The 24,739-nt window shown below is 71.7% G+C and carries 21 protein-coding genes and 2 tRNA genes; 9 read left to right on the top strand and 14 right to left on the bottom strand.

Annotated elements, in window-relative coordinates:
* The first annotated feature begins 108 nt into the window (after positions 1 to 108).
* The 3 genes from aroA to AB852_RS07570 all read left to right on the top strand — a co-directional run bounded on the left by aroA (position 109) and on the right by AB852_RS07570 (position 2,949).
* A complete protein-coding gene (gene aroA, locus AB852_RS07580; protein ID WP_073784766.1) occupies positions 109 to 1,449 on the top strand; it encodes a 3-phosphoshikimate 1-carboxyvinyltransferase in 1,341 nt (446 codons plus the stop codon).
* A 12-nt stretch (positions 1,450 to 1,461) separates the two neighbouring features.
* Positions 1,462 to 2,475 (top strand): ribosome small subunit-dependent GTPase A, encoded by a 1,014-nt coding sequence (rsgA, locus tag AB852_RS07575; protein ID WP_073784764.1) that lies wholly within the window; start codon positions 1,462 to 1,464, stop codon positions 2,473 to 2,475.
* Positions 2,476 to 2,625: 150 nt separating this feature from the next.
* On the top strand, positions 2,626 to 2,949 hold the full coding sequence (locus AB852_RS07570; protein ID WP_073784762.1) for a DMT family transporter: 324 nt from the start codon (positions 2,626 to 2,628) through the stop codon (positions 2,947 to 2,949).
* Here the strand turns inward: AB852_RS07570 and AB852_RS07565 are convergent.
* Entirely contained in the window at positions 2,906 to 3,541 is a 636-nt protein-coding gene (locus AB852_RS07565) for a TetR/AcrR family transcriptional regulator (protein ID WP_073784760.1), read from the bottom strand. The two genes, AB852_RS07570 and AB852_RS07565, sit on opposite strands and share 44 nt — an antisense overlap.
* A gap of 206 nt (positions 3,542 to 3,747) precedes the next feature.
* Between AB852_RS07565 and hisN the strand changes: the two genes are divergently transcribed.
* Positions 3,748 to 4,548, top strand: coding sequence for a histidinol-phosphatase (gene hisN, locus AB852_RS07560; protein ID WP_073784758.1), 801 nt, complete (start codon positions 3,748 to 3,750; stop codon positions 4,546 to 4,548).
* A 252-nt stretch (positions 4,549 to 4,800) separates the two neighbouring features.
* The gene (locus AB852_RS07555) at positions 4,801 to 5,202 is read left to right on the top strand and encodes a CBS domain-containing protein (protein WP_073784756.1); all 402 of its coding nucleotides are present in this window, start codon (positions 4,801 to 4,803) and stop codon (positions 5,200 to 5,202) included.
* A gap of 183 nt (positions 5,203 to 5,385) precedes the next feature.
* Here AB852_RS07555 and AB852_RS07550 read toward each other — a convergent pair whose 3' ends face one another.
* Complete coding sequence (locus AB852_RS07550; protein ID WP_073784754.1) at positions 5,386 to 6,858, bottom strand: catalase; 1,473 nt, start codon at positions 6,856 to 6,858, stop codon at positions 5,386 to 5,388.
* A 127-nt stretch (positions 6,859 to 6,985) separates the two neighbouring features.
* Between AB852_RS07550 and AB852_RS07545 the strand changes: the two genes are divergently transcribed.
* Positions 6,986 to 7,402, top strand: coding sequence for a Fur family transcriptional regulator (locus tag AB852_RS07545; RefSeq protein WP_073784752.1), 417 nt, complete (start codon positions 6,986 to 6,988; stop codon positions 7,400 to 7,402).
* A 153-nt stretch (positions 7,403 to 7,555) separates the two neighbouring features.
* Here AB852_RS07545 and AB852_RS07540 read toward each other — a convergent pair.
* From AB852_RS07540 to AB852_RS07520, 5 genes are all read right to left on the bottom strand, one after another.
* Positions 7,556 to 7,629: transfer RNA gene (locus AB852_RS07540), tRNA-Met, on the bottom strand.
* A gap of 123 nt (positions 7,630 to 7,752) precedes the next feature.
* Complete coding sequence (locus AB852_RS07535) at positions 7,753 to 8,538, bottom strand: SAM-dependent methyltransferase (protein WP_245876632.1); 786 nt, start codon at positions 8,536 to 8,538, stop codon at positions 7,753 to 7,755.
* 419 nt (positions 8,539 to 8,957) lie between these two features.
* Complete coding sequence (locus AB852_RS07530) at positions 8,958 to 10,886, bottom strand: tetratricopeptide repeat protein (protein WP_073784748.1); 1,929 nt, start codon at positions 10,884 to 10,886, stop codon at positions 8,958 to 8,960.
* 228 nt (positions 10,887 to 11,114) lie between these two features.
* Positions 11,115 to 11,188, bottom strand: a tRNA-Met gene (locus AB852_RS07525).
* A gap of 115 nt (positions 11,189 to 11,303) precedes the next feature.
* Entirely contained in the window at positions 11,304 to 14,303 is a 3,000-nt protein-coding gene (locus AB852_RS07520; RefSeq protein ID WP_079184347.1) for a UPF0182 family membrane protein, read from the bottom strand.
* 138 nt (positions 14,304 to 14,441) lie between these two features.
* On the opposite strand from AB852_RS07520, the gene AB852_RS07515 reads away from it, so the two are divergent.
* Positions 14,442 to 15,008, top strand: a complete 567-nt coding sequence (locus AB852_RS07515; protein WP_073784744.1) for a PPA1309 family protein — start codon at positions 14,442 to 14,444, stop codon at positions 15,006 to 15,008.
* A 54-nt stretch (positions 15,009 to 15,062) separates the two neighbouring features.
* On the opposite strand, the gene AB852_RS07510 is transcribed toward AB852_RS07515, so the two are convergent.
* From AB852_RS07510 to AB852_RS07500, 4 genes are all read right to left on the bottom strand, one after another.
* Entirely contained in the window at positions 15,063 to 16,151 is a 1,089-nt protein-coding gene (locus tag AB852_RS07510) for a YlbL family protein (RefSeq protein WP_073784742.1), read from the bottom strand.
* 73 nt (positions 16,152 to 16,224) lie between these two features.
* Positions 16,225 to 16,389, bottom strand: a complete 165-nt coding sequence (locus AB852_RS39575) for a hypothetical protein (RefSeq protein ID WP_178390946.1) — start codon at positions 16,387 to 16,389, stop codon at positions 16,225 to 16,227.
* 125 nt (positions 16,390 to 16,514) lie between these two features.
* Positions 16,515 to 16,961 carry a molybdenum cofactor biosynthesis protein MoaE gene (locus AB852_RS07505; RefSeq protein WP_073784740.1) on the bottom strand — a complete coding sequence of 149 codons (447 nt, stop codon included), beginning with the start codon at positions 16,959 to 16,961 and terminating at the stop codon, positions 16,515 to 16,517.
* Positions 16,962 to 17,758: 797 nt separating this feature from the next.
* Positions 17,759 to 18,871, bottom strand: coding sequence for an SDR family oxidoreductase (locus tag AB852_RS07500; protein ID WP_073784738.1), 1,113 nt, complete (start codon positions 18,869 to 18,871; stop codon positions 17,759 to 17,761).
* 193 nt (positions 18,872 to 19,064) lie between these two features.
* On the opposite strand from AB852_RS07500, the gene AB852_RS07495 reads away from it, so the two are divergent.
* Both AB852_RS07495 and AB852_RS07490 read left to right on the top strand, forming a co-directional pair.
* A complete protein-coding gene (locus AB852_RS07495; RefSeq protein ID WP_073784736.1) occupies positions 19,065 to 20,573 on the top strand; it encodes a zinc-dependent metalloprotease in 1,509 nt (502 codons plus the stop codon).
* The gene (locus tag AB852_RS07490; protein WP_073784734.1) at positions 20,570 to 21,085 is read left to right on the top strand and encodes an NUDIX hydrolase; all 516 of its coding nucleotides are present in this window, start codon (positions 20,570 to 20,572) and stop codon (positions 21,083 to 21,085) included. The genes AB852_RS07495 and AB852_RS07490 overlap by 4 nt, the downstream gene beginning before the upstream one ends.
* Positions 21,086 to 21,353: 268 nt before the next feature.
* Here AB852_RS07490 and AB852_RS07485 read toward each other — a convergent pair whose 3' ends face one another.
* From AB852_RS07485 to AB852_RS07475, 3 genes are all read right to left on the bottom strand, one after another.
* On the bottom strand, positions 21,354 to 22,121 hold the full coding sequence (locus tag AB852_RS07485; protein WP_073784732.1) for a hypothetical protein: 768 nt from the start codon (positions 22,119 to 22,121) through the stop codon (positions 21,354 to 21,356).
* Entirely contained in the window at positions 22,118 to 23,764 is a 1,647-nt protein-coding gene (locus AB852_RS07480) for an ATP-binding protein (protein ID WP_079184423.1), read from the bottom strand. The genes AB852_RS07485 and AB852_RS07480 overlap by 4 nt, the downstream gene beginning before the upstream one ends.
* A 287-nt stretch (positions 23,765 to 24,051) precedes the next feature.
* Complete coding sequence (locus tag AB852_RS07475; protein ID WP_073784729.1) at positions 24,052 to 24,735, bottom strand: response regulator transcription factor; 684 nt, start codon at positions 24,733 to 24,735, stop codon at positions 24,052 to 24,054.
* Positions 24,736 to 24,739: the final 4 nt, after the last annotated feature.

Raw genomic sequence — 24,739 nt, 5'->3', positions numbered from 1 at the left:
GGCCCGTGGCGACCCCGGAGGCGGCGCGCTACCAGAGGGCTGTTTCCGGGGCGTTTCCCGGGCCGCCGCCGGGAAACGCCGTCGTGGCCAGCCACTAAGCTGAAGACCATGACCGAGAACCCCGCGCCTCCCGCCCTCTGGCCCGCCCCGCTCGCGAGCGGAGCCGTCACCGCGACGGTCCAGGTGCCCGGTTCCAAATCGGTGACCAATCGGGCGCTGGTCCTCTCCTCCATCGCCGCCGAGCCGGGCTGGCTGCGCCGCCCGCTGCGTTCGCGCGACACCCTGCTGATGGCGTCCGCGCTGCGGGCGATGGGCGTGGGTATCGAGGAGACCGTCTCGTCCAGTTCCACGGGCGCGCCCGTGGAGGGCGGCGAGGGCGAGGCATGGCGGATCATCCCCTCGGGTCTGCACGGTCCCGCGACGGTCGACGTGGGCAACGCGGGCACCGTGATGCGGTTCCTGCCGCCGGTCGCGGCCCTCGCGGACGGCCCGATCCGCTTCGACGGCGACCCCCGGTCGTACGAGCGCCCGCTGCACGGGGTGATCGACGGGCTGCGCGCGCTGGGTGCCCGGATCGACGACGAGGAGCGCGGCGCGCTCCCGCTGACCGTGCACGGCGGCGGGGCGCTGGAGGGTGGCCGGGTCGAGATCGACGCGTCGTCGTCGTCGCAGTTCGTGAGCGCGCTGCTGCTGTCGGGCCCGCGGTTCAACCAGGGCGTGGAGGTACGGCACGTGGGCGGCACGCTGCCGTCGATGCCGCACATCCGGATGACGGTGGACATGCTGCGCCGGGCGGGTGCCCAGGTGGACACCCCCGAGTCGGGCGGCGAGCCGAATGTCTGGCGGGTCACCGCGGGCGCGCTGCGCGGGGTGGACCTCACGGTGGAGCCGGACCTGTCGAACGCGCAGCCGTTCCTCGCCGCCGCGCTGGTCACGGGCGGCCGGGTCGTGATCCCGGACTGGCCGGAGCACACCACGCAGCCCGGTGACCGGCTGCGGGAGATCTTCACCGAGATGGGCGGTTCCTGCGAGCTGACGGAGCAGGGGCTGGTGTTCACCGGTTCGGGGAGGATCCACGGGATCGATGTGGACCTCGGCGAGGTCGGTGAGCTGACCCCGGGCATCGCGGCGGTGGCGGCGCTGGCCGACTCCCCGTCGACCCTGCGCGGGGTGGCGCATCTGCGGCTGCACGAGACGGACCGGCTGGCCGCGCTGACCAAGGAGATCAACGAGCTGGGCGGCGATGTCACGGAGACCGCCGACGGCCTCACGATCCGCCCCCGTCCGCTGCGCGGCGGGACGTTCCACACCTACGACGACCACCGGATGGCCACGGCCGGCGCGATCATCGGCCTGGCGGTGGAGGGTGTGCTGATCGAGAACGTCGCGACGACCGCGAAGACCCTGCCGGACTTCCCGGATCTGTGGACCGGGATGCTCGGGAACTGACGGACGATCGACATGCGCCGTTACAGCAAGCACACCGACGAGGACGACATCCCGCTGCGGCCCAACCGCAAGGGCAACCGGCCCCGGAGCACCATCCGGCCCAAGCACGAGGACGCGTCGGACGGCATGGTCCTCACGGTGGACCGGGGGCGGCTGACGTGTCTGGTCGGGGACCAGGTCGTGCACGCGATGAAGGCCCGGGAGCTGGGGCGCAAGGCCGCGGTGGTCGGGGACCGGGTGTCGCTGGTCGGTGATCTGTCGGGCAAGAAGGACACCCTCGCGCGGATCGTGCGGATCGCGGCGCGCACCTCCGTGCTGCGGCGCACCGCGGACGACGACGACCCGTACGAGCGGGTGGTCGTCGCCAACGCCGACCAGTTGGCGATCGTGACCGCGCTGGCGGACCCGGAGCCCCGGCCCCGGCTGATCGACCGCTGTCTGGTCGCCGCGTACGACGGCGGGCTGTCGCCGCTGCTGGTGCTGACCAAGTCGGACCTGGCATCGCCGGACGAGCTGCTGGAGACGTACGACACCCTGGGTGTCCCGTATGTCGTGACCTCGCGGGACGAGCTGGCGAACGGCGACGCGGCGGACCGGGTGCGGGAGCTGCTGGCGGGGCAGATCACGGCGTTCGTGGGCCATTCGGGTGTCGGCAAGACGACTCTGGTCAACGCGCTGGTCCCCGGGGACCGGCGGCGGACCACGGGTCATGTCAACGCGGTGACGGGCCGGGGCCGGCACACCACGACATCCGCGCTGGCGCTGCCGCTGGCCGGTGCCGCCGGGGGCTGGGTCGTCGACACGCCCGGTATCCGCTCGTTCGGGCTCAACCACGTCGATCCGTCCCGGGTGATCCTCGCGTTCCCCGATCTGGAGCCGGGCACGGTGAACTGTCCGCGCGCGTGCAGCCATGACGAGCCGGACTGCGCGCTGGACGCCTGGGTCGCCGAGGGACACGCGGACCCGGCGCGGCTGTACTCGCTGCGGCGGCTGCTGGCGGTCCGGGAACGCCACGACGGCGACTGATCCGCCGCGGCGGGGCGTGCGGACGGGGGGCTCTCGGGGACGCTGTCGCGTGTTTGCGTGACGGCCGCTCAGGTAAGGGCATAATCGCACCGAGCCTTACCCAAGCCGGACGAAACGGCCACGAGCGTGGGTACCCCGGGAGGCAATCGCATGGCGTGGCTGTTGGTGATCGTGGCGGGGCTGCTCGAAACCGGCTTCGCGGTCTGTCTGAAGCTGTCGCACGGTTTCACCCGGTTGTGGCCCACGGTCGCGTTCGCCGCCTTCGCGCTGGGCAGCTTCGGTCTGCTGACCCTCGCACTGCGCAAACTGGACGTGGGTCCGGCGTACGCGGTGTGGACGGGTATCGGGGCGGCGGGAACCGCGATCTACGGGATGGTGTTCCTCGGCGATCTGGTCTCCACCCTGAAGATCGTGTCGATCTCGCTGGTGGTCATCGGGGTGATCGGGCTCCAGCTGTCGGGGTCCTCGCACTGACCGCGCCGAGCGTGTCCCGTACCAGCGTCCCCACTCCCCCGTCCGGCGCGGGCGCCTGCATCCACGACAGGGCGAGCCGCAGGGCGAGTTCGGTGAGCCGGGCCAGTTCGGCGGTGTCCGCCGGGTCGGCCCGGGGCGGGGACAGCGCGACGACGGTGCGGTCGCGGAGCAGGCCGAGGAGTTCGCCGGGGGACGGCAGCGGTCCGTCGGCGCCGCGCTGGGCGGCCGTGGACTGCGCCGGGACCCGGGCCGGGGCGGGGACGGGGAGCCGGGGGGTCCAGAGGCCGGTGAGCGCGGCCCGGACGAGGGAGTTGCCGCGGGCGGCCCGTACCAGCCACTCGGCGAGCGCGGGCAGCCGTTCACCGGCCTCGCGGTAACCGGCCAGCGCGTGGTCGGCGCCCGTGAGGACGGCGTCGATCTCCCGGCGGACCAGGGCCCGGCCGAGACCGTCCTTGCCGCCGAACTCGTTGTACAGCGTCTGCCGTGACACCCCGGCGGCGGCGGCCACGTCGACCATCCGCACCGCGCTCCACGGGCGGCAGACGAGGGCGGTGCGGGCCGCGTCGAGCAACGACTCCCGCGCTGCGGGCATACGCGCCTCCCTGCGGCCGACATCGATGTCGGCCCCCGTCACCGAAACCGGACCTCGTTGTCAGAGTTGACGCACCTCAGGGGGCTGTCAAGGGTATTGTCCGGACCTTTCCGGACCGCTGATCCGGCCCGGCGGGGGCCGCGGCCGGTCCGCCTCGGTTCCGGGGGGTGTGGCCGGATTCCGGGCCCGGTGGATACTGTTCGGCCATGCCCGACTATCACGATGACCTGCGGCTGGCCCATGTGCTCGCCGACGCCGCGGACGCCGCGACCATGGACCGGTTCAAGGCCCTCGACCTCAAGGTGGAGACCAAGCCGGACCTGACCCCGGTGAGCGAGGCGGACAAGGCCGCCGAGGAGCTGATCCGGGGTCAGTTGCAGCGGGCACGGCCCCGGGACGCGGTGCTGGGCGAGGAGTACGGCGTCGAGGGGACCGGGCCGCGCCGCTGGGTGATCGACCCGATCGACGGCACCAAGAACTATGTGCGCGGGGTCCCGGTGTGGGCCACGCTGATCTCGCTGACGGAGGCGGCCGAGGGCGGCTACCAGCCGGTGGTGGGCCTGGTGTCGGCCCCGGCGCTGGGCCGCCGCTGGTGGGCCGCGAAGGGGCACGGCGCGTTCACCGGCCGCAGCCTGACCTCGGCCTCGCGGATGCGGGTCTCCCAGGTGTCCCGGATCGCCGACGCCTCGTTCGCGTACTCGTCGCTGACCGGCTGGGAGGAGCGCGGACGCCTCGACGGCTTCCTCGATCTGACCCGCGCGGTGTGGCGCACCCGGGGATACGGGGACTTCTGGCCGTACATGATGGTGGCCGAGGGCTCGGTGGACATCTGCGCCGAGCCGGAGCTGTCGCTGTGGGACATGGCGGCGACCGCGGTCATCGTGACGGAGGCCGGCGGGGTCTTCACCGGCCTCGACGGCCGCCCGGGACCGCACAGCGGGAACGCCGCCGCGTCGAACGGCCATCTCCACGACGAGCTGCTGGGCTATCTGAACCAGAAGTACTGAGCCGGGTACGCGGGACCGGGCGGGGCCGGCCGGGGTGTTCCGGAGCCGACCGTCCGGTCCGGTGATCCGGTCACCTTCCGTCACCCCTGGTGCCGGGCCGTCACCCGGGGTGGGGGAAATCGGCTTCTGTCCCGCCCGTTCGACCCCTTGTTGACCCGCCGGAGGGCTGCCACTCTGAGAATCCCCCCACTTGTGAACTTGTGAATCGATTCGCAAGGGGGGTCCTCACGAAGCAGGAGGTGGCTTTCGATCATGCTCGTCCGCGACGCCATGAGCACGGTGGTCCTCACCATCGGCCCGGCCCACACGCTTCGCCAGGCCGCGTCCCTGATGTCGGCCCGCCGTGTCGGCGCGGCCGTCGTCCTCGACCCCGACACCAGCGGACTCGGCATCCTGACCGAGCGCGACATCCTCGTCTCCCTCGGCCTCGGGCAGAACCCCGACCGGGAGACGGCCGGCACCCACACCACGACCGACGTGGTCTTCGCCACTCCGGCGTGGACCCTCAAGGACGCAGCGCGGGCCATGACGCAGGGCGGCTTCCGCCATCTGATCGTGCTCGGCGACAGCGAACCGATCGGTGTCGTCTCGGTCCGCGACATCCTGCGCTGCTGGGCGCCGGTGGAACGGCGGACGGCCACGCTCGCGGGCTGACCCCCGCCGGGCGACACGTGTACCCGTATCCGTCGGGACACCCGTACCCGTACCGACGGGGTCGCCGGGCATGACGGCGGCGGCCGGGCGGATGATCTCCGCCCGGCCGCCGGGCCGTGACCGGGCCGTGGCACACCGCGCGGGCGACGGCCGGTCACCCGGCGCACCGCCCGCGGGTCGCCGTCAGCCGCGCAGGGCCTGGACCGCGGCCTCCAGACGCTTGCCGAAGTCGCCGTCCGCCTGGCGGAAGTTGTTGATCGCACGCTCGGCGATGCCGTCGCTCGACACCTTGGCGATGAACCCCGAGAGGTTCTCGATCAACCGCGACTTCTCATCCTCGGACATCAGCCGGTAGAGGTCACCGGCCTGGACGAAGTCGTTGTCCTCGGCGTGGTTCGGCGCCTCGTGGTTGCCGGTGACCCCGGCGACCGAGGTGGCCGACCACAGCGGCTTGTCCGTCTGGAACGGGCCGCCGAAGCTGTTGGGCTCGTAGTTCTTCGCGCCCTTGTGGCGGCCGTCGTACAGGAAGCCGTCCCGGCTGTTGGTACGCGCCTCGGTGGCGTGCGGACGGTTCACCGGCAGATGGTCGGCGTTGATGCCGACGCGGTAGCGGTGGGCGTCGCCGTACGCGAAGAGACGGCCCTGGAGCATCTTGTCCGGGGAGGGACCGATACCCGGCACGAAGTGGGCGGGGCTGAAGATGGACTGCTCGACCTCGGCGAAGACGTTCTCCGGGTTGCGGTTCAGCTCCAGCTTGCCGATGTCGATCGGCGGGTAGTCCGCGTGCGGCCACACCTTGGTGAGGTCGAACGGGTTGAAGCGGTAGCCCGTCGCGTCGGCCGCGGGCATGATCTGCGCCTGGACCGTCCAGGACGGGAACTCGCCGCGCTCGATGGACTCGCGCAGATCCCGCTGGTGGCTGTCCGGGTCCTCACCGGCGAGGAGGTTGGCCTCGGCCTGGGTGAGGGTCTTGATGCCCTGGTCGGTCTTGAAGTGGTACTTGACCCAGAAGACCTCGCCGGCCTCGTTCGTCCACTGGTAGGTGTGCGAGCCGTAGCCGTTCATGTGGCGGTACGAGGCGGGGATGCCGCGGTCGCCGAAGAGCCACGTCACCTGGTGGGTCGACTCGGGGCTGAGCCCCCAGAAGTCCCAGACGTTGTCCGCCTCCTGCGAGCCCGAGTACGGGTCGCGCTTCTGGGTGTGGATGAAGTCGGGGAACTTGATGGCGTCCTTGATGAAGAACACCGGGGTGTTGTTCCCGACGAGGTCGTAGTTGCCGTCCTCGGTGTAGAACTTCAGCGCGAAGCCGCGCGGGTCCCGCACCGCGTCGGCCGCGCCGAGGTTCCCGGCCACCGTGGAGAAGCGCAGGAACGTCTCGGTCTGCTTGCCGACCTCGGAGAGGAACCGGGCCCGCGTCCACTGCGACACGTCGCGGGTCAGCGTGAAGGTGCCGTAGGCGCCCGCCCCACGCGCGTGGACGACGCGCTCCGGGATACGCTCGCGGTTGAAGTGCGCGAGCTTCTCCAGCAGCGACTGGTCCTGGAGCAGTACGGGACCGCCGACGCCCGCGGTCTCGCTGTTCTGGTTGTCGGCGACCGGAGCTCCGGCCTCCGTGGTGAGCGGTCCCTGTGACGTCACGTGCGCCTCCTGCGTCATTTTCTGCAAGTCCTGTCCCTTGGCCAATGCCGTAGCCGATCCTACAATGGACAATGTCTAAGTCAAGCAAACTTCCAAAGTCACACCCGTTCGGGATCAAGGTCCCCCTGCTGTTAGGCTGGTGCCCATGAGTGACCTGTTGGGACGACTGCGCGAACGCGGCTGGCGGATGACCGCACAGCGCCGTGTGGTGGCCGAGGTCCTCGACGGCGAACACGTCCATCTGACGGCCGACGAGGTGCACGCGCGGGCCGTGGTGAGGCTCCCCGAGATCTCCCGCGCCACCGTGTACAACACCCTCGGCGAGCTGGTCACCCTGGGCGAGGTCCTGGAAGTCGCCACCGACAAACGCGCCAAGCGCTACGACCCGAACGCGCACCACCCGCATCACCATCTGGTGTGCGCGTCCTGCGGCGCGATCCGCGATGTGCACCCCCTGGGCAATCCGCTGGCGGACCTCCCCGACTCGGAGCGCTTCGGCTTCACCGTCTCGGATGTGGAGATGACCTTCAAGGGCATCTGTCCGAACTGCGTCACCGCCTGACCCGGAACATACGAGGAGGGCCCGCGCCGACCGGCGCGGGCCCTCCTCGTTTCTGCCCTCGTTTCCGCGTACCTTCGTTTCCCCGTACACGAAGATGACGTTCCGTATACGACGAAGACCCGGAAGCCAGGCTTCCGGGTCTTCGTCTTCGAGTAGCGGGGACAGGATTTGAACCTGCGACCTCTGGGTTATGAGCCCAGCGAGCTACCGAGCTGCTCCACCCCGCGTCGTTGAACACAACCTTACGTGACCATCGGGGTGGGAGCAAATCCCCGACCGGCCGGGGTCCCCGGCCCCGAGGGCGCCGTGGCGGACCGGCTCCCCCGGGGCGGGGACAGGGACGGCGACCGTCAGTTCTTGCGGGCCAGCCCGCCCGCCATCAGCCGCTGCGCGACCGACAGCGGGGGCTCCACCGGCTCGTCCGGGCGCCAGAGCGGCAGGGACACCACACCCGGCTCCAGCAGCTCGTACCCGTCGAAGTACGCGGTGAGCTCCTCCGTGGTGCGGAAGCGGCCGGTGCCGAGCAGGTCCAGCATGGTCTCCTGGACGGCCTGGGCCTCGGCCCCCGTGTCGCAGAACGCGGTGATCACGAGGTGGCTGCCCGCGGGGACGGCGTCCATGTACGCGTCGACGATGCCCTTGGGGTCCTCGTCGTCGTGCAGGTGGTGGAGGATGCCGATGAGCAGCACGCCGACCGGCTCGTCGAAGTTGATCAGGCGCTTGATCGCGGGCTCCGCGAGAACGGCCTTCGGGTCGCGCAGATCGGCGCTGGAGACGCCCGTGTTCTCGTTCTCCTCCAGCAGGGCCCGGCCGTGGGCCAGCACGATGGGGTCGTTGTCGACATACACGACCCGGGCCTCGGGGTTGACCCGCTGGGCGACGTGGTGCGTGTTCTCCAGGGTCGGCAGGCCGGCCCCGAGGTCGATGAACTGCTTGATACCGACGTCCGCGGCGAGATAGCGGACCGCGCGGCCGAGCAGGGCGCGGTTGAACCAGCCGACGTCACCGATGTGCGGAACGGTGCGCTTCACCTCGTCGGCGACCACGCGGTCGACCTCGTAATTGTCCTTGCCCCCGAGAACCGCGTCGTAGACACGCGCGATGCTGGGCCTGCTCGTGTCGATTTCCTCCGCCACCACATTCTCCGTCCCTGTGCCACCCAAACGGGCTGTTTTCAAGCCGCCAGACTAACCCGCCCTGGACAACCCAGAGTTGTCCTGCACCAAGGTTTTTTCCCCCGAAATCCCCCGCTCCCCACCGCCCCCCGGTAAGTGGCCCGCCACGGAGGGGAGTTACCCCCGCCCCCGAACAACACCGCTGAGTGGCCGATGTCCAGGGGTGCGGGGAACGGTGCAAAAGACGAGGGCAGACCCGCACCCGACGAACAAGCCCGAAGGGGCAGCATCCAGGGGCGCGGGGAACTGCGCACCCCACGAGCGACCCGCACAGGGACAAGTGCGCCCAGCACAGGAAACCCAGCGGCGCGAGCGAAGGCGACCCGCACAGGAAACCCAGGGGCGCCGGACACCGGGTCAAGCAGGGGTCGGACGGCGGGTCAGGCCGACAACTCCTCCCGCAGCGCGTCCCGCAACCGCGCCGCGCGCCCCGCGACCTCCTCGGGCCCCAGCGACACCGCGAGATCGGCCCACCGCTGCCCCTCCGACAGCTCCCCCCGCCGCGCGTGCAGCAGCGCGAGGCGCAACGCGGCCCGCCCGTGCCCCGCGCGGGCGGCACGGCTCCACCACAGCGCCGCCTCCGGCTCACTGCCCTCCCGGGCGAGCAGCAGCCCGAGGTTGAAGGCTCCGTTGCGGCTCCCCGCCTCCGCGGCCTTGCGGTACCACCCGGCGGCCTCGACGACGTCCCCGCGCGCGGACGCGAACATCCCGACCCGCACCTGGGCCCGCCGGTGCCCCAGCTGCGCGGCCCGCTCGTACCACTCCTCGCACTCGGTGCGCTCGGTCGCGGGCTCCCCCAGCTCGTGCGCGTTGGTCCGGGGGCGCCGCGCGTCGAGCACGGCGGCCAGCCGGTACGCGGCCTCCGCGCTGCCGCCGCCGGCCGCGCACCGCAGATACCGCTCGGCGGTCCGCTCGTCGCCGTCGCGCAGTTCGGCGATGCCGACCTGGAGCGCGGCCTCCGTGTGCCCGGCGGCGGCGGCCCGTCCGTACCAGCGCAGCGCGCCCTCGTCGTCGCCCCGGCCCTGGCAGAGGATGCCGAGGTTGAACGCGGCGTCGACACTGCCCGCCTCGGCGGCCTTGGAGAACCAGGGTTCGGCGCCCGCCGCGTCCCCGCCCTGGAGCAGCAGCACGGCGAGCGCGTTGGCGGCCTCGCGGTGCCCGGCGTAGGCGGCGCGGCGGTACCACTGCTCGGCCTGCGGGGTGCGGTCCTGCTGGGCGCAGAGCAGTCCGAGGTTGTAGGAGCCGTTGACGTCGCCCGCGTCCATCGCGGCCCGGTACCAGCGTTCGGCGGTCTGCGGCTCGCCGCGCTCGGCGTGCAGGGCGCCCAGCGCGTTGGCGGCGTTGCCGTCGCCGTCCTGGGCGGCCCGCAGCCACCACACGGCGGCGCTCTCGATGTCGTCGGCGTCCCGCAGCAGGAAGCCGAGGGCGCAGGCGGCCCGTGCCTCGCCGTCCTTGGCGGAGGTGAGGTACCAGCGGCCGGCCTCCTTGAGGTCGCCGCGCTTCTCCAGGATCGCGCCGAGATGCAGCGCGGCCCGCCGGTGGCCGCGCGCGGCGGCCTGCCGGTACCACAGCTCGGCCTCGTCGGCGGCGTCGTCGGCGGGCGGGGGCGTGGTGCCGCCCTGGCCGCCGGTCCGGCGTGCGCCCGTGCGGGCGGAGCCGCGGGTGTCCGGCGGGGCGGCGGGGGCCGGCCTGCGGGTGCCGGGGCCCGGGAGGGCGTCGGCGTCGTCGCCGAGGGGGTCGCCCAGCTCGTCGAGGAGGGCGTTCTTGTCGAGGGTGCGGGCGAGCCGGTAGGCCGCCTCGCGGTGGCCCCGTTCGGCGGCGGCCCGCATCCACTGGGCCGCGCCGGGGTCGACGCGGTGCTCCAGCAGGTCCGCGAGGGCATAGGCGCCGAGCGCGTGGCCCTGCTCGGCGGACTGGCGCAGCCAGTACTCGGCGGCGGGCTCGTCGCCGCGCTCCCGGTGGTGGCGGCCCAGGGCGTGGGCGGCGGCGGCGGACCCGGCGACGGCGGCGATCCGCCACCATCCGGCGGCCTCGTCCCCGTAGCCGCGCTGGTGGAGCAGGACGCCCAGGTTGTTGGCGGCGGCGCGGTCACCGGCGGCGGTGGCGGCGCGCAGCCGGGGTTCGGCAGCGTCGAGGTCGCCGCGGCGCAGGAGCAGCGCGCCGAGCACGCTCATCGCCTCGGCATCACCGGCGTCGGCGGCGATCCGGTGGCGTTCCTCCTCGGCCGCCGCACCGGTCTCGTCCCGGTCGACGGGCTGCGCAAATCGCCCTGTCTCCCACAGAGTTGCCTTGTCCCCCATAACGTCCATCGTCGCACCACCCGCAACCTGGGCCCACCTGGCACACCGCAGTCAGTAAGGTCACTACAGCGTTTTGTCGACATGCCCACACAGAGACAAGTCAAACGCGCTTGCCCGTACTCTCCACGTATGACGCGCCCTTGGCGTTCAGCCGTTGATCGCATCGGCTCGTCGCATCGGCACGCACGCGCACATGGCGAAGGCCCGGAAGCTTGGCTTCCGGGCCTTCGCCTTCAGTAGCGGGGACAGGATTTGAACCTGCGACCTCTGGGTTATGAGCCCAGCGAGCTACCGAGCTGCTCCACCCCGCGTCGTTGTGTTGTAACAGTACCACGGTGCGGAGGGGGTCCCGTCCCTCCCCTGAGGCTCAGCCGTCACAGGAGGGGCGGGTCCCGGGGGCGCCGGCGCGGCGCCCCCGGGACGGGCTCAGCCGCTGCCCGTTCTCAGGCCCGCCTGCTCGGCGTCACCTGAGGGCTCTCCCGACTTCTCCGGCTCGGCGGGCTTGTCACCCGACTTGTCGGAGGGCTTCTCGGAGGGCTTGCCGGACGGACCGCCGGTGCCCTGCTTCTCGGCGTCCTCGGCGCGCTTCAGCGCGTCCTGGAGCTTCTGCTGGGCCTCGCCGTACGCCTTCCAGTCGCCGTCCTTCATGGCCGTCTGACCCTCGTCGAAGGCCTTCTGGGCCTCCTGGAGCGCCTCCTGGACCGTCGGGTTGTCGCTCGGCGGCGGGGTCGTGCCCTCGTCGGGCTTCTCCGGCTCCTCCGGCTCGACCGGGGTCTCCTTCGCGGTGCCGAAGATGACGTTGAGCGCCTTCTCCAGCGTCGGCTCGAAGGCCGTACGGCCGTCGTAGGTGACCAGCACCCGGCGCAGCAGCGGATACCTCAGCCCGCCACCGCGCACGTAGACGGGCTCCGCGTAGAGGAGACCGCCGTCCAGCGGGACGGTCAGGAGGTTGCCGTACTCGACTTCCGAGTCACCACCACGCAGCAGCCTGATCTTCTCGGCGATGTCCGTGTCCGAGTTGAACTTGCTCTGCACCTGCTTGGGGCCGTCGACGGTCTCCGACGACGGCATCTTCAGGATGTCGATCTTGCCGTAGTCGCCTGTGCCGGCTTCGGCGTTGACCGCCATGAAGGCGCTGAGGTTGTCACGGCCGTTCGGGGTGAACGTCGTGGTCAGGGAGAACGCCTGGTCCGACTGGTCCGGCATCCGCATGCTGAGGTAGTACGGCGGGACGGCGCTGCCCGACTTGTTCGTCGGGTCGTCCGGCACCTGCCACACCTCGCTGCCGCTGAGGAACGTCTCGGCGTCCTTCACGTGGTAGCGGGTCAGCAGCTCGCGCTGGACCTTGAAGAGGTCCTGCGGGTAGCGCAGGTGGTCCATCAGGGGCTGGGAGATCTCCCCCTTGGGCTGCACGGTGTCCGGGAACGCCTTCATCCAGGTCTTGAGGACCGGGTCCTTGGTGTCCCACTGGTAGAGCTTGACCTCACCCGTGTACGCGTCGACCGTGGCCTTGACCGAGTTGCGGATGTAGTTGACCTGGTTCTGCTGGGCCACCACCGCCCGCTGGCTGTTGGCCGCGGTCAGGGAGTCGGCGGTCGTGTCCCCGAGCGTGGTGCGCGAGGCGTACGGGTAGCCGTTGGTGGTGGTGTACGCGTCGACGATCCACTGGATCTTGTCGCCGACGACCGCCGGGTAGGCGTCGCCGTCGATGGTCAGCCAGGGGGCGACCGCCTCGACGCGCTCCTTGGGCACCCGGTTGTACAGGATGCGGGAGCCGTCCCCGATCGCGCCCGAGTACAGGATCTGCGGCTCACCGAAGGCGACCGCGTACGCGGCGCGGTTCAGCGGGTTGGAGAGGTTGACCCCGCTCTTGCCCTTGTAGCTGGTGGTCTTCTCGCCGCTGTCGTCGGAGTAGTCGATCTCCTTCTGCGGGCCGCCGACGATCGAGTACTGCGAGGTCTTCTCGCCGTAGTAGATCCGCTGCTCGTAGTCACCGAGGGAGCCCTTGGAGGGCAGGTCCGACTCGGTGAAGACCGGACGGCCCTGGTTGTCGGCGTCGGTCCCCTTGGCCGCGACCGCGCCGTACCCGTGGGTGTAGCGGAAGTGGTCGTTGATCCAGTTGTTCTTGGGGATGCCGTTCAGATCCAGCTCACGCAGGCCGATGACCGTGTCCTGCTCCTTGCCGTCGGTGCCCTTGTAGCGGTCGACGTCCAGGTTCTGCGGGAACGCGTAGTAGTTCTTCATCTGCTGGAGCTGCTGGAACGTGGGCGAGACGACGTTCGGGTCGATCATGCGCATGCTGGCGGCCTTGTCGGCGTCGTCGCGCAGCTGCTTCTTGTCGTCCGTGCTGCTCTTGCCCGGGTACTCCGTGACCTCGGTGTCCCCGATCCCGTACGCCTCACGGGTGGCCTTGAGGTTCTTCTCGACGTACGGGGCTTCCTTGGCCTGCTCGTTCGGCTGGACCTGGAACTTCTGCACGATCGCCGGGTACAGCCCGCCGATCAGCACCGCCGACAGGACCATCAGGCCGAAGCCGATGACGGGGAGCTGCCAGGTGCGGCGCCAGAGCGTCGCGAAGAACAGGACCGCGCAGATGACCGCGATGCAGAACAGGATCGTCTTCGCGGGCAGGTACGCGTTCGCGTCGACGTAGCGCAGGCCCGTCCAGCTGTCGGTGGCCTTGAAGTCGCTGGACTTCACCGCCAGGCCGTACCGGTCGAGCCAGTAGGCCACGGCCTTCAGCGAGACGAAGAGCCCGAGGAGCACCGACAGATGCCCGGTGGCCGCCGCGGTCGCCCGCGCGCCGGGGCTGGTGACCCGCAGGCCGCCGTACAGATAGTGGGTGAGCGCGGCGGCGATCAGGCCGAGCACCGTCGCGGCGAAGCCGAAGCCCAGCAGGAAGCGGTACCACGGCAGGTCGAAGGCGTAGAAGGACACGTCCAGGTTGAACTGGGGGTCCTTCTGGCCGAACGCGACGCCGTTCACCCACATCAGCCAGGTGCGCCACTGGCCCGAGGCGGACGCCCCGGCGATCAGGCCGACGATCGCGGTGATCCCGAGAAGGATCCACTTCTTGTAGGGGGCCACGCCCATGCGGTACCGGTCGAGGTTCTGCTGCTCCATCGACATGGCGCTGAGCGGCGGGCGCAGCCGGTGCGCCAGCCAGATGTTCACCCCTACGGAGACCGCCATGAGCAGTCCGAAGACCAGGAACAGCCCGATCTTGGTCCACAGGGTGGTGGTGAACACCGATGAGTAGTCGACCGACCGGTACCAGAGCCAGTCCGTCCAGAACCCCGCGAACATGACGAACACCATGGCCAGGACGGCCAGGATGCCCAGTGTCATGAGCAGGGTGCGGACCCGCCGGGACGGTCGGCCCACTCTGATCCGTGGCCCGGTCGGGCCTCCGCCGCGGTCCGGCATCTGGAAAGCCAAGGTGCGCACCTCGAAGTCGCTGTAGTTCTGCCCTCGGGCCTCGCGAACGCAAGGCCACACCTATGCAACTTACTGATGCTTTACTCGGTTCCCGTTTCCGGGGGTGAACGAGGCAGGATTGTGACCATGTCCAACACCGCCACTTCAGGCACCCCGATGGCCGCCGGTCCGCTGACGCGGGCCGTGCTGGAGATCGACGAGTACGTCTCCGGGCTCGGCTGGGACCAGCCCGCCCGGCTCTTCGCTCTGGTCGACACCGATCAACTGCGCTCCCAGGAGCCCACCCTCGCCCGGCGTCTGGGCCTGGCCGACGACACCGAGGGACCGGGCGCCGGCGCCCTCACCCCGATCGAGCAGGACGAGGTCCCGGCGGGCACCCCGCTGGACGAGTTCCTCGCCACGATCGCCTGGCCGGACGCGGTCGTGGGCTGCGCGCTGGCCGTGGAGCGGCTGATGCTGCCGCCGTCCGCCGAGGCGGCCGTCCCGAAGGACCTGGACGGGGCCCGGCTCGCCAAGTGGGTCGCCGAGCACCCGGACCGCCAGGAGGTCCGGATGACCGTCGCGGTGCTGCGCGGCGGGCGCCGTGAGTCGGCGCTGCGGCTGCGGGAGAAGGACAGCGCCACGGACGTCCTGACCGGCGCGGACCTGGTGCCGGGGCTGGCCGACGCGCTGACGGCGACGTTCGCGGAGTAAGCGCGTCCCGTGTCCCCGGTGGGCGGCCCGCGGGCCGCCCACCGGGGGCGGATGTCACTTCTTGGCGCAGACGGGGAGCCGGTCGGTACGGCCCTCCCGGATGCTCTTCATGGAGCTCATCGCGTCGTCCATGGTGTCGACCCTGACCAGGGTCAGCCCGTCGGGGACGTCCTCGGCGGCGGACGCGCAGTTGTCCTTCGGGGTCAGGAAGTATTCGGCGCCCTTCTCCCGCGCGCCGACGGTCTTCATCTCGATCCCGCCGATGGGCCCGACCTTGCCCTCGTCGTCGATCGTGCCGGTACCGGCGACGAACTTGCCGCCGGTGATGTTCTCGGGTGTGAGTTTGTCCACGATGCCGAGAGCGAACATCAGTCCGGCGCTCGGTCCGCCGACATCCGCGAGCTTGATGTCGATCGTGAACGGGAAGGTGTGGTCGGTCCCGGCCTGGATGCCGACGATCGCGCGCTCACCGTCCTCGGACTCGGCGGTCGTGACCGTCACGTCCTCGGTCCGGGTGGCCTCCTTGCCGGTCTTCTCGGCCTCGGCGGCGTCCTTCGCCGGGACGACGGTGAAGACGACCTTCTCGCCCGGCTTGTGCTTGGTGACCAGGTCCGCGACATCGGAGGGCTGCTTGACGGGCTCGCCGTCGACGCTCTTGATGACGTCCCCGGCGTGCAGCCGCCCTTGCGCCGGGCTGCCCTTGACCACGGTGGAGACGATCACCCAGGACTTGACCGGCACGTCCAGCTGCTCCAGGGCGGCGACCTTGGCGCTCTCCTGGGACTGGCTGAACTCCTCGGCGTTCTCCTGGTTGGACTGCTGCTCGGTCTTGCCGTCCGGGTAGAGGGTCTCGTGCGGGACCACAATGTTGTCGTGGGCCAGCCAGCCGTACACGGCCTCGACGAGGTTCATCCGGAAGTCCGCGCTGGTGACCCGGACCGTCGTCATGTTGAGATGCCCGGTGGTCGGATACGTCTTCCGGCCGGAGATCTGGAGCACCGGCTCGCCGTCGTGCTCACCCAGCGTGTTCACCGTCGGCCCCGGGGACATCTCCGAGTACGGGGTCTTGATGAACACTCCCGCGCACAGCAGCGCGATCAGCAACAAGGTCGAAGCGAGCATCGTCGCGGTGCGGCGTGGCATGGAACGACAGTACGGGACACACCAGTGTTCGCACCGCCGGGTGGTCCGTACGGGCCGGGGGCGCGCGCGCCGGTCAGAGCACGTCGGAGCGGGACTTCTCCATCGCCGCGCGGAACCGCGCGTAGCCCGCGAGCTCGGGGCCGTCGCCGGTCCTGCGGTTCCTCGTGGCCCAACTGCCCCACAGACCCGCGCCGAGCGCGGCGAAGAGCGGAATCAGCAACCAGGCGAGAGCTGCCATGCCGACCTCCCAAACCCGGTGTACGAGCGCGACTGACTGATCAGCAGATTAACCATCTGTACGGACAACGCTCACGGCAGGGGGCCGGTTACGCAAGCGGAGCCGTTCCGGGGGCCGGACGGGGCTCAGCAGGCGCCGACCCACTCCTCCGTGCCGTCCGTGAAGCTCTGCCGCTTCCAGATGGGGACCTCGCGCTTGAGGTCGTCGATCAGGGCCCGGCACGCCGCGAACGCTTCCGCGCGGTGGGGGCAGGAGACCGCGACGATCACGGCGATGTCGCCTACGCGGAGGTCGCCTACGCGGTGCACGGCGGCGAGGGCGCGTACCGGGTGGTTCGCGATGATCTTCTCCGTGACGCGGCGGAGCTCGGCTTCCGCGGTGGGGTGGGCCGTGTAGCCGAGGGCCGTCACGCCCGCGCCGTTGTCGTGGTCGCGTACGGTGCCGACGAAGAGGGCGGTGCCGCCGGAGGCGGGGTCGCCCACCGCGCGGAACACCTCGTCCAGTGAGAGTTCGTCCGCCCGTACCGCCACGAGGCGCTGCGCGCCGCCATCCAGGTCACCCATACGCCCCATTCTCCCCTAGGCCCCGCCTTGGCCGGCGCCTTCGGGTTCGTCCGGCTGGACGCGCTTCGTTCCTGTGCCGTCGCTCGGTGGGTTTGCGCAGTTCCCCGCGCCCCTTTGGGGCGCGTTCTGTTGTTCTTCGGGTCAGGGCCGGTCGGGATTCTCCGTCCTCGATCCGACACGCTCGGTCGGACGTCCCCCTTGCCCTGCTGAAGAGCATCGGAGTCTGCGGGCAGAGAGTCCCGCCCACCCCCTCCCGCAGCCATGCGACTGCACGAGGAGGAGGGTGAAAAGCAACCCCAGGTGGGCGCCCCTTCAGGGGCGCGGGGAACTGCGCGAAGACGAGGGCCGACCCGCACCCGAAGAGCGACCGCAACAGGGCAGCACCTCAGGGGCGCGGGGAACTGCGCACCCACGAACGACCCGGCACAGGGACACGCACGCCCCGCCGGACAGACCTCGGGAGCGCAAGCGAAGGCGACCCGCGGGGAACTGCGCGAAGACGAGGGCCGACCCGCACCCGAAGAGCGACCGCAACAGGGCAGCACCTCAGGGGCGCGGGGAACTGCGCACCCACGTCCGACCCCCACAGGGACACGCACGCCCACCCGGACAGACCTCGGGAGCGCAAGCGAAGGCGACCCGCGGGGAACTGCGCGAAGACGAGGGCCGACCCGCACCCGAAGAGCGACCGCAACAGGGCAGCACCTCAGGGGCGCGGGGAACTGCGCACCCACGAACGACCCGCACAGGGACACGTGCGCCCCGCCGGACAGACCTCGGGCGCGAGGGGAGGCGGACCGGGGGGGTCAGATTCGGCGGCGGGCTTTTCGGGCTCGGCGGACGAGGGCCGCCGTACCGAGGAGCGCGACCGTGGCCCCCGCCGCCCCCGCGGCCGTCGCGTCCTTGCGTCCCAGCCGCCGCCCCGCCAGCGTATGGCGCCCCGCGACCTCGTCGAGCAGCTCCGCGAGGACCTCCTCGTTGCTCCACCGGGGCCGCCACCCCGCGTCGTGCAGCCTGCTCCCGCTCACCACCCAGGGGTACATCGTGTACGCGAGATCCCCCGCGGGGGACGGCGTGAGCCCGATCCGGTGCAGCCGCGCCGCCGCGCCCAGCGCGACCGCCGACGGCAGCTCCATCCGCCGGATTCCGCTGAGCTCCTCGACCTGTTCCTGCTCCAGCCACCCCTCGCAGCCGACCGCCAGCTCGCCCTCGACCTTCTCCAGGACGGCGTACTCCAGCGCCCCGCACAGGTCCTCGACGTGGCAGAACTGCCACGCGGGCCGCGACCCGGCGACCACCAGCAGCCGGGGCGACTCGAAGTAGCGGGTCAGGGCGGTGTCCGTGCCGCCGACGAGGATCGCGGGCCGCACCACCGTGACGTTGAGCCCGGGGTGCGCGCGGGGTGCCCGGCGGGCGAGCCGTTCGATCTCCAGCAGGTCACCGACCCCCGTGGCCTCCGCGGTGGCCCGCAGCTCCGCGTCCTCGGCGAGCGGGAGCTCGTTGTCCGCGAGGGCCCCGTAGACCATCGCGGAGGTGCACAGCACGACCCGCCGCACCCCGGCCGCCGCGGCGGCCGTGAGCACGGTCTGGGTGCCGCGTACGTTGAAGGCGGTACGGGCCGCCGCGTCGCTCTCCAGGTCGAGGTCGAGCGCGAGGTGCACGACGACGTCGACACCCCGCAGCTTCTCCGCGATCGCGGGGTCACGGACGTCGAGGACGTGCCACTGCGCGTCCGCGCACTCGCCGCGCCGCTCGTCGATCGCGACGACCCGCCTGATGTCCTCGCTCGCGGCGAGCCGCTCGACCAGCAGCGCCCCCACACCGGACGCCGCGCCGGTCACGGCGACGACGGGTCCGCGGTGCGGGGAGCCGGTTGTGCGGTTTCGCGCTGCGCGAACCTGTGGATCTGGGGAACTCACCGGGCGTCTCCAGCGGTTGTCTTCAGTACGTACGGCTTGTGACTGCGTACGTACCAGGTGGCATCCATCCTGCCGCAGGCCAGGAGTCGGCGGAGCACCGAGGCCCGATCGGGCCGGGGTGTCTACGCTGGGTGGTGACGCAGGGAAGCCGCCGTCGGGACAGATCCGGCGGCCAGACGAGCCGAGGAATCCCGTGAGTGACACCCCATTCGGATTCGGCCTTCCGCCGGAGGAGCCGGAGAACGGCGACGAGGGCAAGAAGAAGGACCAGAGCGGTGGTGGTCAGGGACCTGCCACGCCGTTCGGTTTCGGGCTGCCCGGTTTCGGCGGGCCGCCAGGGCCCGGCGGGGGCGACAATCCGTTCGCCGCGATGTTCGGGTCGATGAACCCGAACGACCTGGGCGCGGCCTTCCAGCAGCTCGGCCAGATGCTCTCGTACGAGGGCGGCCCGGTGAACTGGGACATGGCCAAGCAGATCGCCCGCCAGGCGGTCTCCCAGGGCACCTCCGACGGCACGAAGGACGCCAGCGTGGGCCCCGCGGACCGGGCCTGGGTCGAGGAGACGATCCGGCTGGCCGATCTCTGGCTGGACGGGGTGACCTCGCTGCCGTCCGGTTCCGGCTCGGCCGTGGCGTGGAGCCGCGCCGAGTGGGTCGAGGCGACGCTGCCGGTCTGGCAGGAGCTGGTGGACCCGGTGGCGGAGCGGGTCGGCGCGGCCATGGGCCAGGTGCTGCCCGAGGAGATGCAGGCCATGGCGGGCCCGCTGATCGGCATGATGCGCTCGATGGGCGGCGCCATGTTCGGCACCCAGATCGGGCAGGCCGTGGGTGTCCTCGCGGGTGAGGTGGTCGGTTCCACCGACATCGGGCTCCCCCTCGGCCCGGCGGGCAAGGCAGCGCTGCTCCCGTTGAACGTCGCGGCCTTCGGCAAGGACCTCAGCGTCCCCGAGGAGGAGGTGCGGCTGTATCTCGCCCTGCGGGAGGCCGCCCACCAGCGGCTCTTCGCGCATGTGCCGTGGCTGCGCTCGCATCTGTTCGGCGCGGTCGAGGGCTACGCGCGCGGGATCAAGGTCGACACCGCGAAGCTGGAGGACGCGGTCGGCCAGCTCGACCCGTCGAATCCGGAGCAGTTGCAGGAGGCCCTTCAGCAGGGCATGTTCCAGCCCGAGGACACCCCCGAGCAGAAGACCGCCCTGGCCCGGCTGGAGACGGCTCTCGCGCTGGTCGAGGGCTGGGTCGACGCCGTGGTCCACGAGGCGGCCAAGCCCCGGCTGTCCTCGGCGGACGCGCTGCGGGAGACCCTGCGCCGCCGCCGCGCCTCGGGCGGTCCGGCGGAGCAGACGTTCGCCACGCTGATCGGTCTGGAGCTGCGTCCGCGCCGACTGCGGGACGCCTCGCGGCTGTGGGCGTCGCTCACCGACGCGCGCGGGGTGGACGGCCGGGACGGGCTGTGGGCCCACCCCGACATGCTGCCGACCGCCTCCGACCTGGACGACCCGGACGGCTTCGTGCACCGCGAGCACCTGGACTTCTCCGAGCTGGACAAGCTCCTCGGCGACGCCGCGAGCGGGAAGGGCCCGGACCTGACCAAGCGCCCCGGGAGCGATTCCGGCGGCTCCGGCGGCTCCGGCGGCTCCGGTGCGGACACCCCCGACAGCGCCGACGGCACGTCCACCGACGAGGACGGTGACGACAGCAAGTGAGCCTGCACGACGACGCGGTCGCCGTCCTCTCCGGGTACGGCGACCAGGACGAGCTGCGTGAGCTGTATCTCGCGCATCTGTCGGCACACCCCGACGGGGTATGGAAGTCCTGCGAGGACGGCCATGTCACGGCCAGTGCGCTGGTCGTGGACCCGGAGCGGGACCGGGTGCTGCTGACCCTGCACGGCAAGATCCACAAGTGGCTCCAGATGGGCGGCCACTGCGAGCCGTCCGACGCCACCCTCGCGGACGCGGCGCTGCGCGAGGCCGCCGAGGAGTCCGGGGTCGAGGGGCTGCGGCTGCTGCGCGGCGGCCCGGTGCGGCTGGACCGGCATGCCACGCCGTGTGCGTGGCACCTCGATGTGCAGTACGCGGCGATCGCCCCCGCCGGAGCCGTCGAGTCGATCAGCGACGAGTCGCTCGATCTGCGCTGGTTCGGCTACGACGAGGTGGCGAAGGTCGCCGACGAGTCGGTCGTCCGGCTGATGGAGGGCACCCGGGCCCTGCTGTGACGGGACGGCATCCTGCGCTCCTCTGTTGACCGGAGGGCGTCGCCCGGGTCTGCGGTGACACGGGCCGGCGTCACCCTGGGCCCCCACCGCGGGGGTGCCTGAGCGGGGGAGGCCGGAGCGCGGGCGCGTGGGGCTGGGCCGGGGTGCGGGTGTCCGGGCGGGGCCTCCTCGGGCCGGCCCGGGGCAGGGGCTCTTCGGGGTCGCCGGGGCAAGGGATCCTCCAGGCCGCCGGGGCAAGGGCCGGTGGGCGCGCCGGGGCGGCCCGGGGTCAGGGGCCGGTCGGCAACGTGGGTGTCGGGCCCGGGGAGGCCTGCGTCCAGTCGCGGTCCGTGGGGGCCGGTGGCGAGGTCGAAGGCGTCGCCGTCTCCGGTGGCGGCATCAGTTCCTCCTTGGGCCGCGCCGAGCTCTCGGGCCTGGGGACGTCGTCCCAGTTGACGTCGACCCCGCAGCCCGCGGGCTCCATCACGGCGTCCGTGCCCCGCAGCGCCACCCGCCGCGAGCCGTCGATGCTGTCCGCGTACGCGACGGTGCAGATCACCTGCTGGACGGCCGTGTCGTCGAGGGCGCTCAGCCTCACCGACAGGAACACCTCGGTGGTGTCGGCCTTCGACCGCGTGTTCGCGCCGTCGCCCTCGGTCGGCTCCTGCGCCGGACCGCTCTGGGCCCAGCCTGTCACCTTGGGCAGGGAGGTGCTCAGCCCGAGGTCGCGGTCCTCGGGCTGGGGTCCCATGAAGAGGGCGCCCAGTGCCTTGGGCGAGTACGGGGGCGGGGACTGGTCGCCCGCGACGCCCGTCCTGCTCCGCGCCACGGGCAGCAGCCGGCCGTCCGGGGCGCGGAAGAAGAGCAGCATCCAGTTCTCGTACCCCGAGGGCACATAGAGGGTCGGGGGCCTCCCGGCCTCGATGACATCGGTGGCCTGGACGCCGCACCCCGCCAGCGGTACCGCGCCGAGCGCCATCGCCAGGGCCAGTACGCCCGCCCGGTTCGGTGCCGCGTCGGCCCGGGCGGAGCGGACGGTCCTCCCCCCGCCGGTCATGCCAGGTCCTCCATCGGGTCCAGCGGTGTCTCCGCGTCCAGGGGTATCTCCACGGTGAACACGGCCCCCGTGCTCCCGGCCGCGTACGGCTCCGGGAAACCGTACGGGTCGTGGGGGACGTGGGGGACGTCCTGGCGGTTGGCCGCGCGGATGGTGCCGCCGTGCAGATGGACGTTCTCCAGGGTGATCGCCAGTCCCAGACCGCTGCCCACCGAGCGGGTGCGGGCCGCGTCCGCCTTGTAGAAGCGGTCGAAGATGTGCGGCAGCACATCGGGACGGATACCCGGGCCGCTGTCGGTGACCTCCGTGACCACCAGCGGGGTACCGTCCACGGCGGTCGCCCGGCGCAGCCGGACGGTGACGGGGGCGGCGCCGTGGCGCAGGGCGTTGCCGACGAGATTGGCGACGACGATGTCGAAACGGCGCGGGTCCAGCCGGGCGCGGATGCCGTCGGGCAGATCGGTGCGGACCTGCTCTGGGTGCCCACCCGTCCAGTGCCGGTTCTGGAGGGTGCGGCGGATGGTCTCGGCGACGTCGATCTCGTCGGTGTGGAGTTCGGCGGCGCGGGCGTCGAAGCGGGAGATCTCCATCAGGTCCTCGATGAGTACGGCGAGCTTGCCGGTCTCGGCGCTGATCAGCCGGACCGCCCGCGCGGTGTCGGGCGGCAGCCGCTCGGCGTCCTCGTCCAGGACCTCGGTGACGGCGAGCATCCCGGCGAGCGGGGTCCGCAGCTCATGGGAGACGTCGGAGGCGAACCGGCGGGCGCGTTCCTCGGCGCGCCGGAGTTCGGTCACCGACCGTTCCAGCTCCCCGGCGGACTCGTTGAACGTGCGCGCGAGATCGGCGAGTTCGTCCCGGCCACGGACCGGGATACGGGTGTCGAGCTTACCGCTGCCCATGTTGCGGGCGGCGCGCCGCAGTCCGCGGACCGGACGCAGCACGCTGCTGGCGGCGAGCAGGGCCGGCAGCAGGGCGATGACGAGGCCGGGCATCGCCCCGGCCCGGGCGGCGCTGACCAGGGCCTCCGTCTGGGTCTGTTCCTCGGTCATCGGCATCACGGCGTACAGGGCGAGTCCGGTGGGCAGCACCCCGGCGCCGCCCGCGCGGAAGACGACGGGCATACCGATGGTGAGGTACGGGACCCCGTCCTTGACGACCCGCTCGAAGCTGCCGTGGAGCCGTTCCCGGCTGTTGGTGGCGCGCCGCAGTTCCGGGGTGATGACCGAGGACTCCGGGTTGGTTCCGGAGGAGATCCGCAGGGTGCCGTACTCGGCGTAGACGTACCAGGGGCGGGGTTTGCCCTTGCGGGCGATCCTCTGAAGATCCTCCTTCAGCCTGTCGGGGAGCACCGGCAGGGAGGTGCTCCCCATCTGTTCGACCTCGTCGCGGAAGGAGGCGACGGCGGTGTCCTGGGCGGCGCTGACGACGGAGTTGCGGGCCTCGCGGTAGGTGAGGGTCGCGGTGGTGCCCGCGCTGACCGCGGCGACCAGCAGGAACGCGAGGATCAGCCGGGTGCGCAGCCCGAAGGGGACGATCCGGCGGCGCCGTTCGGGTCGGGCCCCGGTGGTCTCCTGGGACCCACTCGTTCTACGGGCGCCCCGGGACGTACGGGACTCGTGGGGTGTCCGGGACTCGGCAGGCACCCCAGGTGTACCGCGCGTACCTGCCTCGCGGGTCTCGCCAGACGCACCAGACGTACCGGCCTCACCGGCCTCACCGCCCTCGCGGGGCTCGCGTCGGCGGCGGAAGCGGGAGGTGCGGCCCGGTTCCGGGTCCCGGTCGGTGCCGGGGTACGGAGCTGCGCCGGGATGCGGGGCCGCACCCGGATACGGGTTCGCGCCGGAGTACGGGGCCGGGGCGGAGGGGCGGGCGGCGGCGGGGCCGGGGCCCGGGGCGGCGTACAGGGCGGGGCCGTCCGGGGCGGGGGCGGTCACAGGGGGCCGAAGCGGTAGCCGAAGCCGCGCAGGGTCTGGATGTAGCGGGGGGTGCCGGGGACGTCCTCGATCTTGTTGCGCAGCCGCCGTACACAGGCGTCGACCAGCCGGGCGTCCCCGTGGTAGCTGTGCTCCCAGACGTGTTCGAGGAGCTGCTGACGGCTGAAGACCTGCTCGGGAGCGGCGCTGAGATGCAGCAGCAGCCGCAGTTCGGAGGGGGCGAGGTCGAGGCGCAGACCGTCCTTGGTGACGGTGAGTCCGGCGCGGTCGAGGGTGAGTCCGCCGTGCTGTTCGACGGCGGGCCGCTGGCCGCCGGGTGCCTCCATCCGCCGCAGCACGGCGCGGATACGGGCTTCGATGACCTCGGTACGGGCGGGTTTGACGATGTAGTCGTCGGCGCCCGCCTCCAGTCCGATGACGACGTCGAAGTCGTCGCCCCGGGCGGTCAGCATGATGATCGGGAGCTGGCTGTCCTCCCTGACCCGGCGGCACACCTCGACGCCGTTGACCCCGGGCAGCATCAGGTCCAGCAGGAGCAGATCGGGCTGGAACTCCGCGAGGGCGGCGAGCCCGGCCTCACCGGTGGCGGCCGTACGCACCTCGTGGCCGCGGCGGCGCAGCCCGAGTTCGACCCCTTCGCGGACGGAGGGGTCGTCTTCTATGAGCAGCACGCGTGGCATTTGC

This window comes from Streptomyces uncialis (genome assembly GCF_001905345.1).
Taxonomy (GTDB): domain Bacteria; phylum Actinomycetota; class Actinomycetes; order Streptomycetales; family Streptomycetaceae; genus Streptomyces; species Streptomyces uncialis.
Note: the sequence above shows the minus strand (reverse complement) of the source record. Positions and strands in the feature narration are given on the sequence as shown.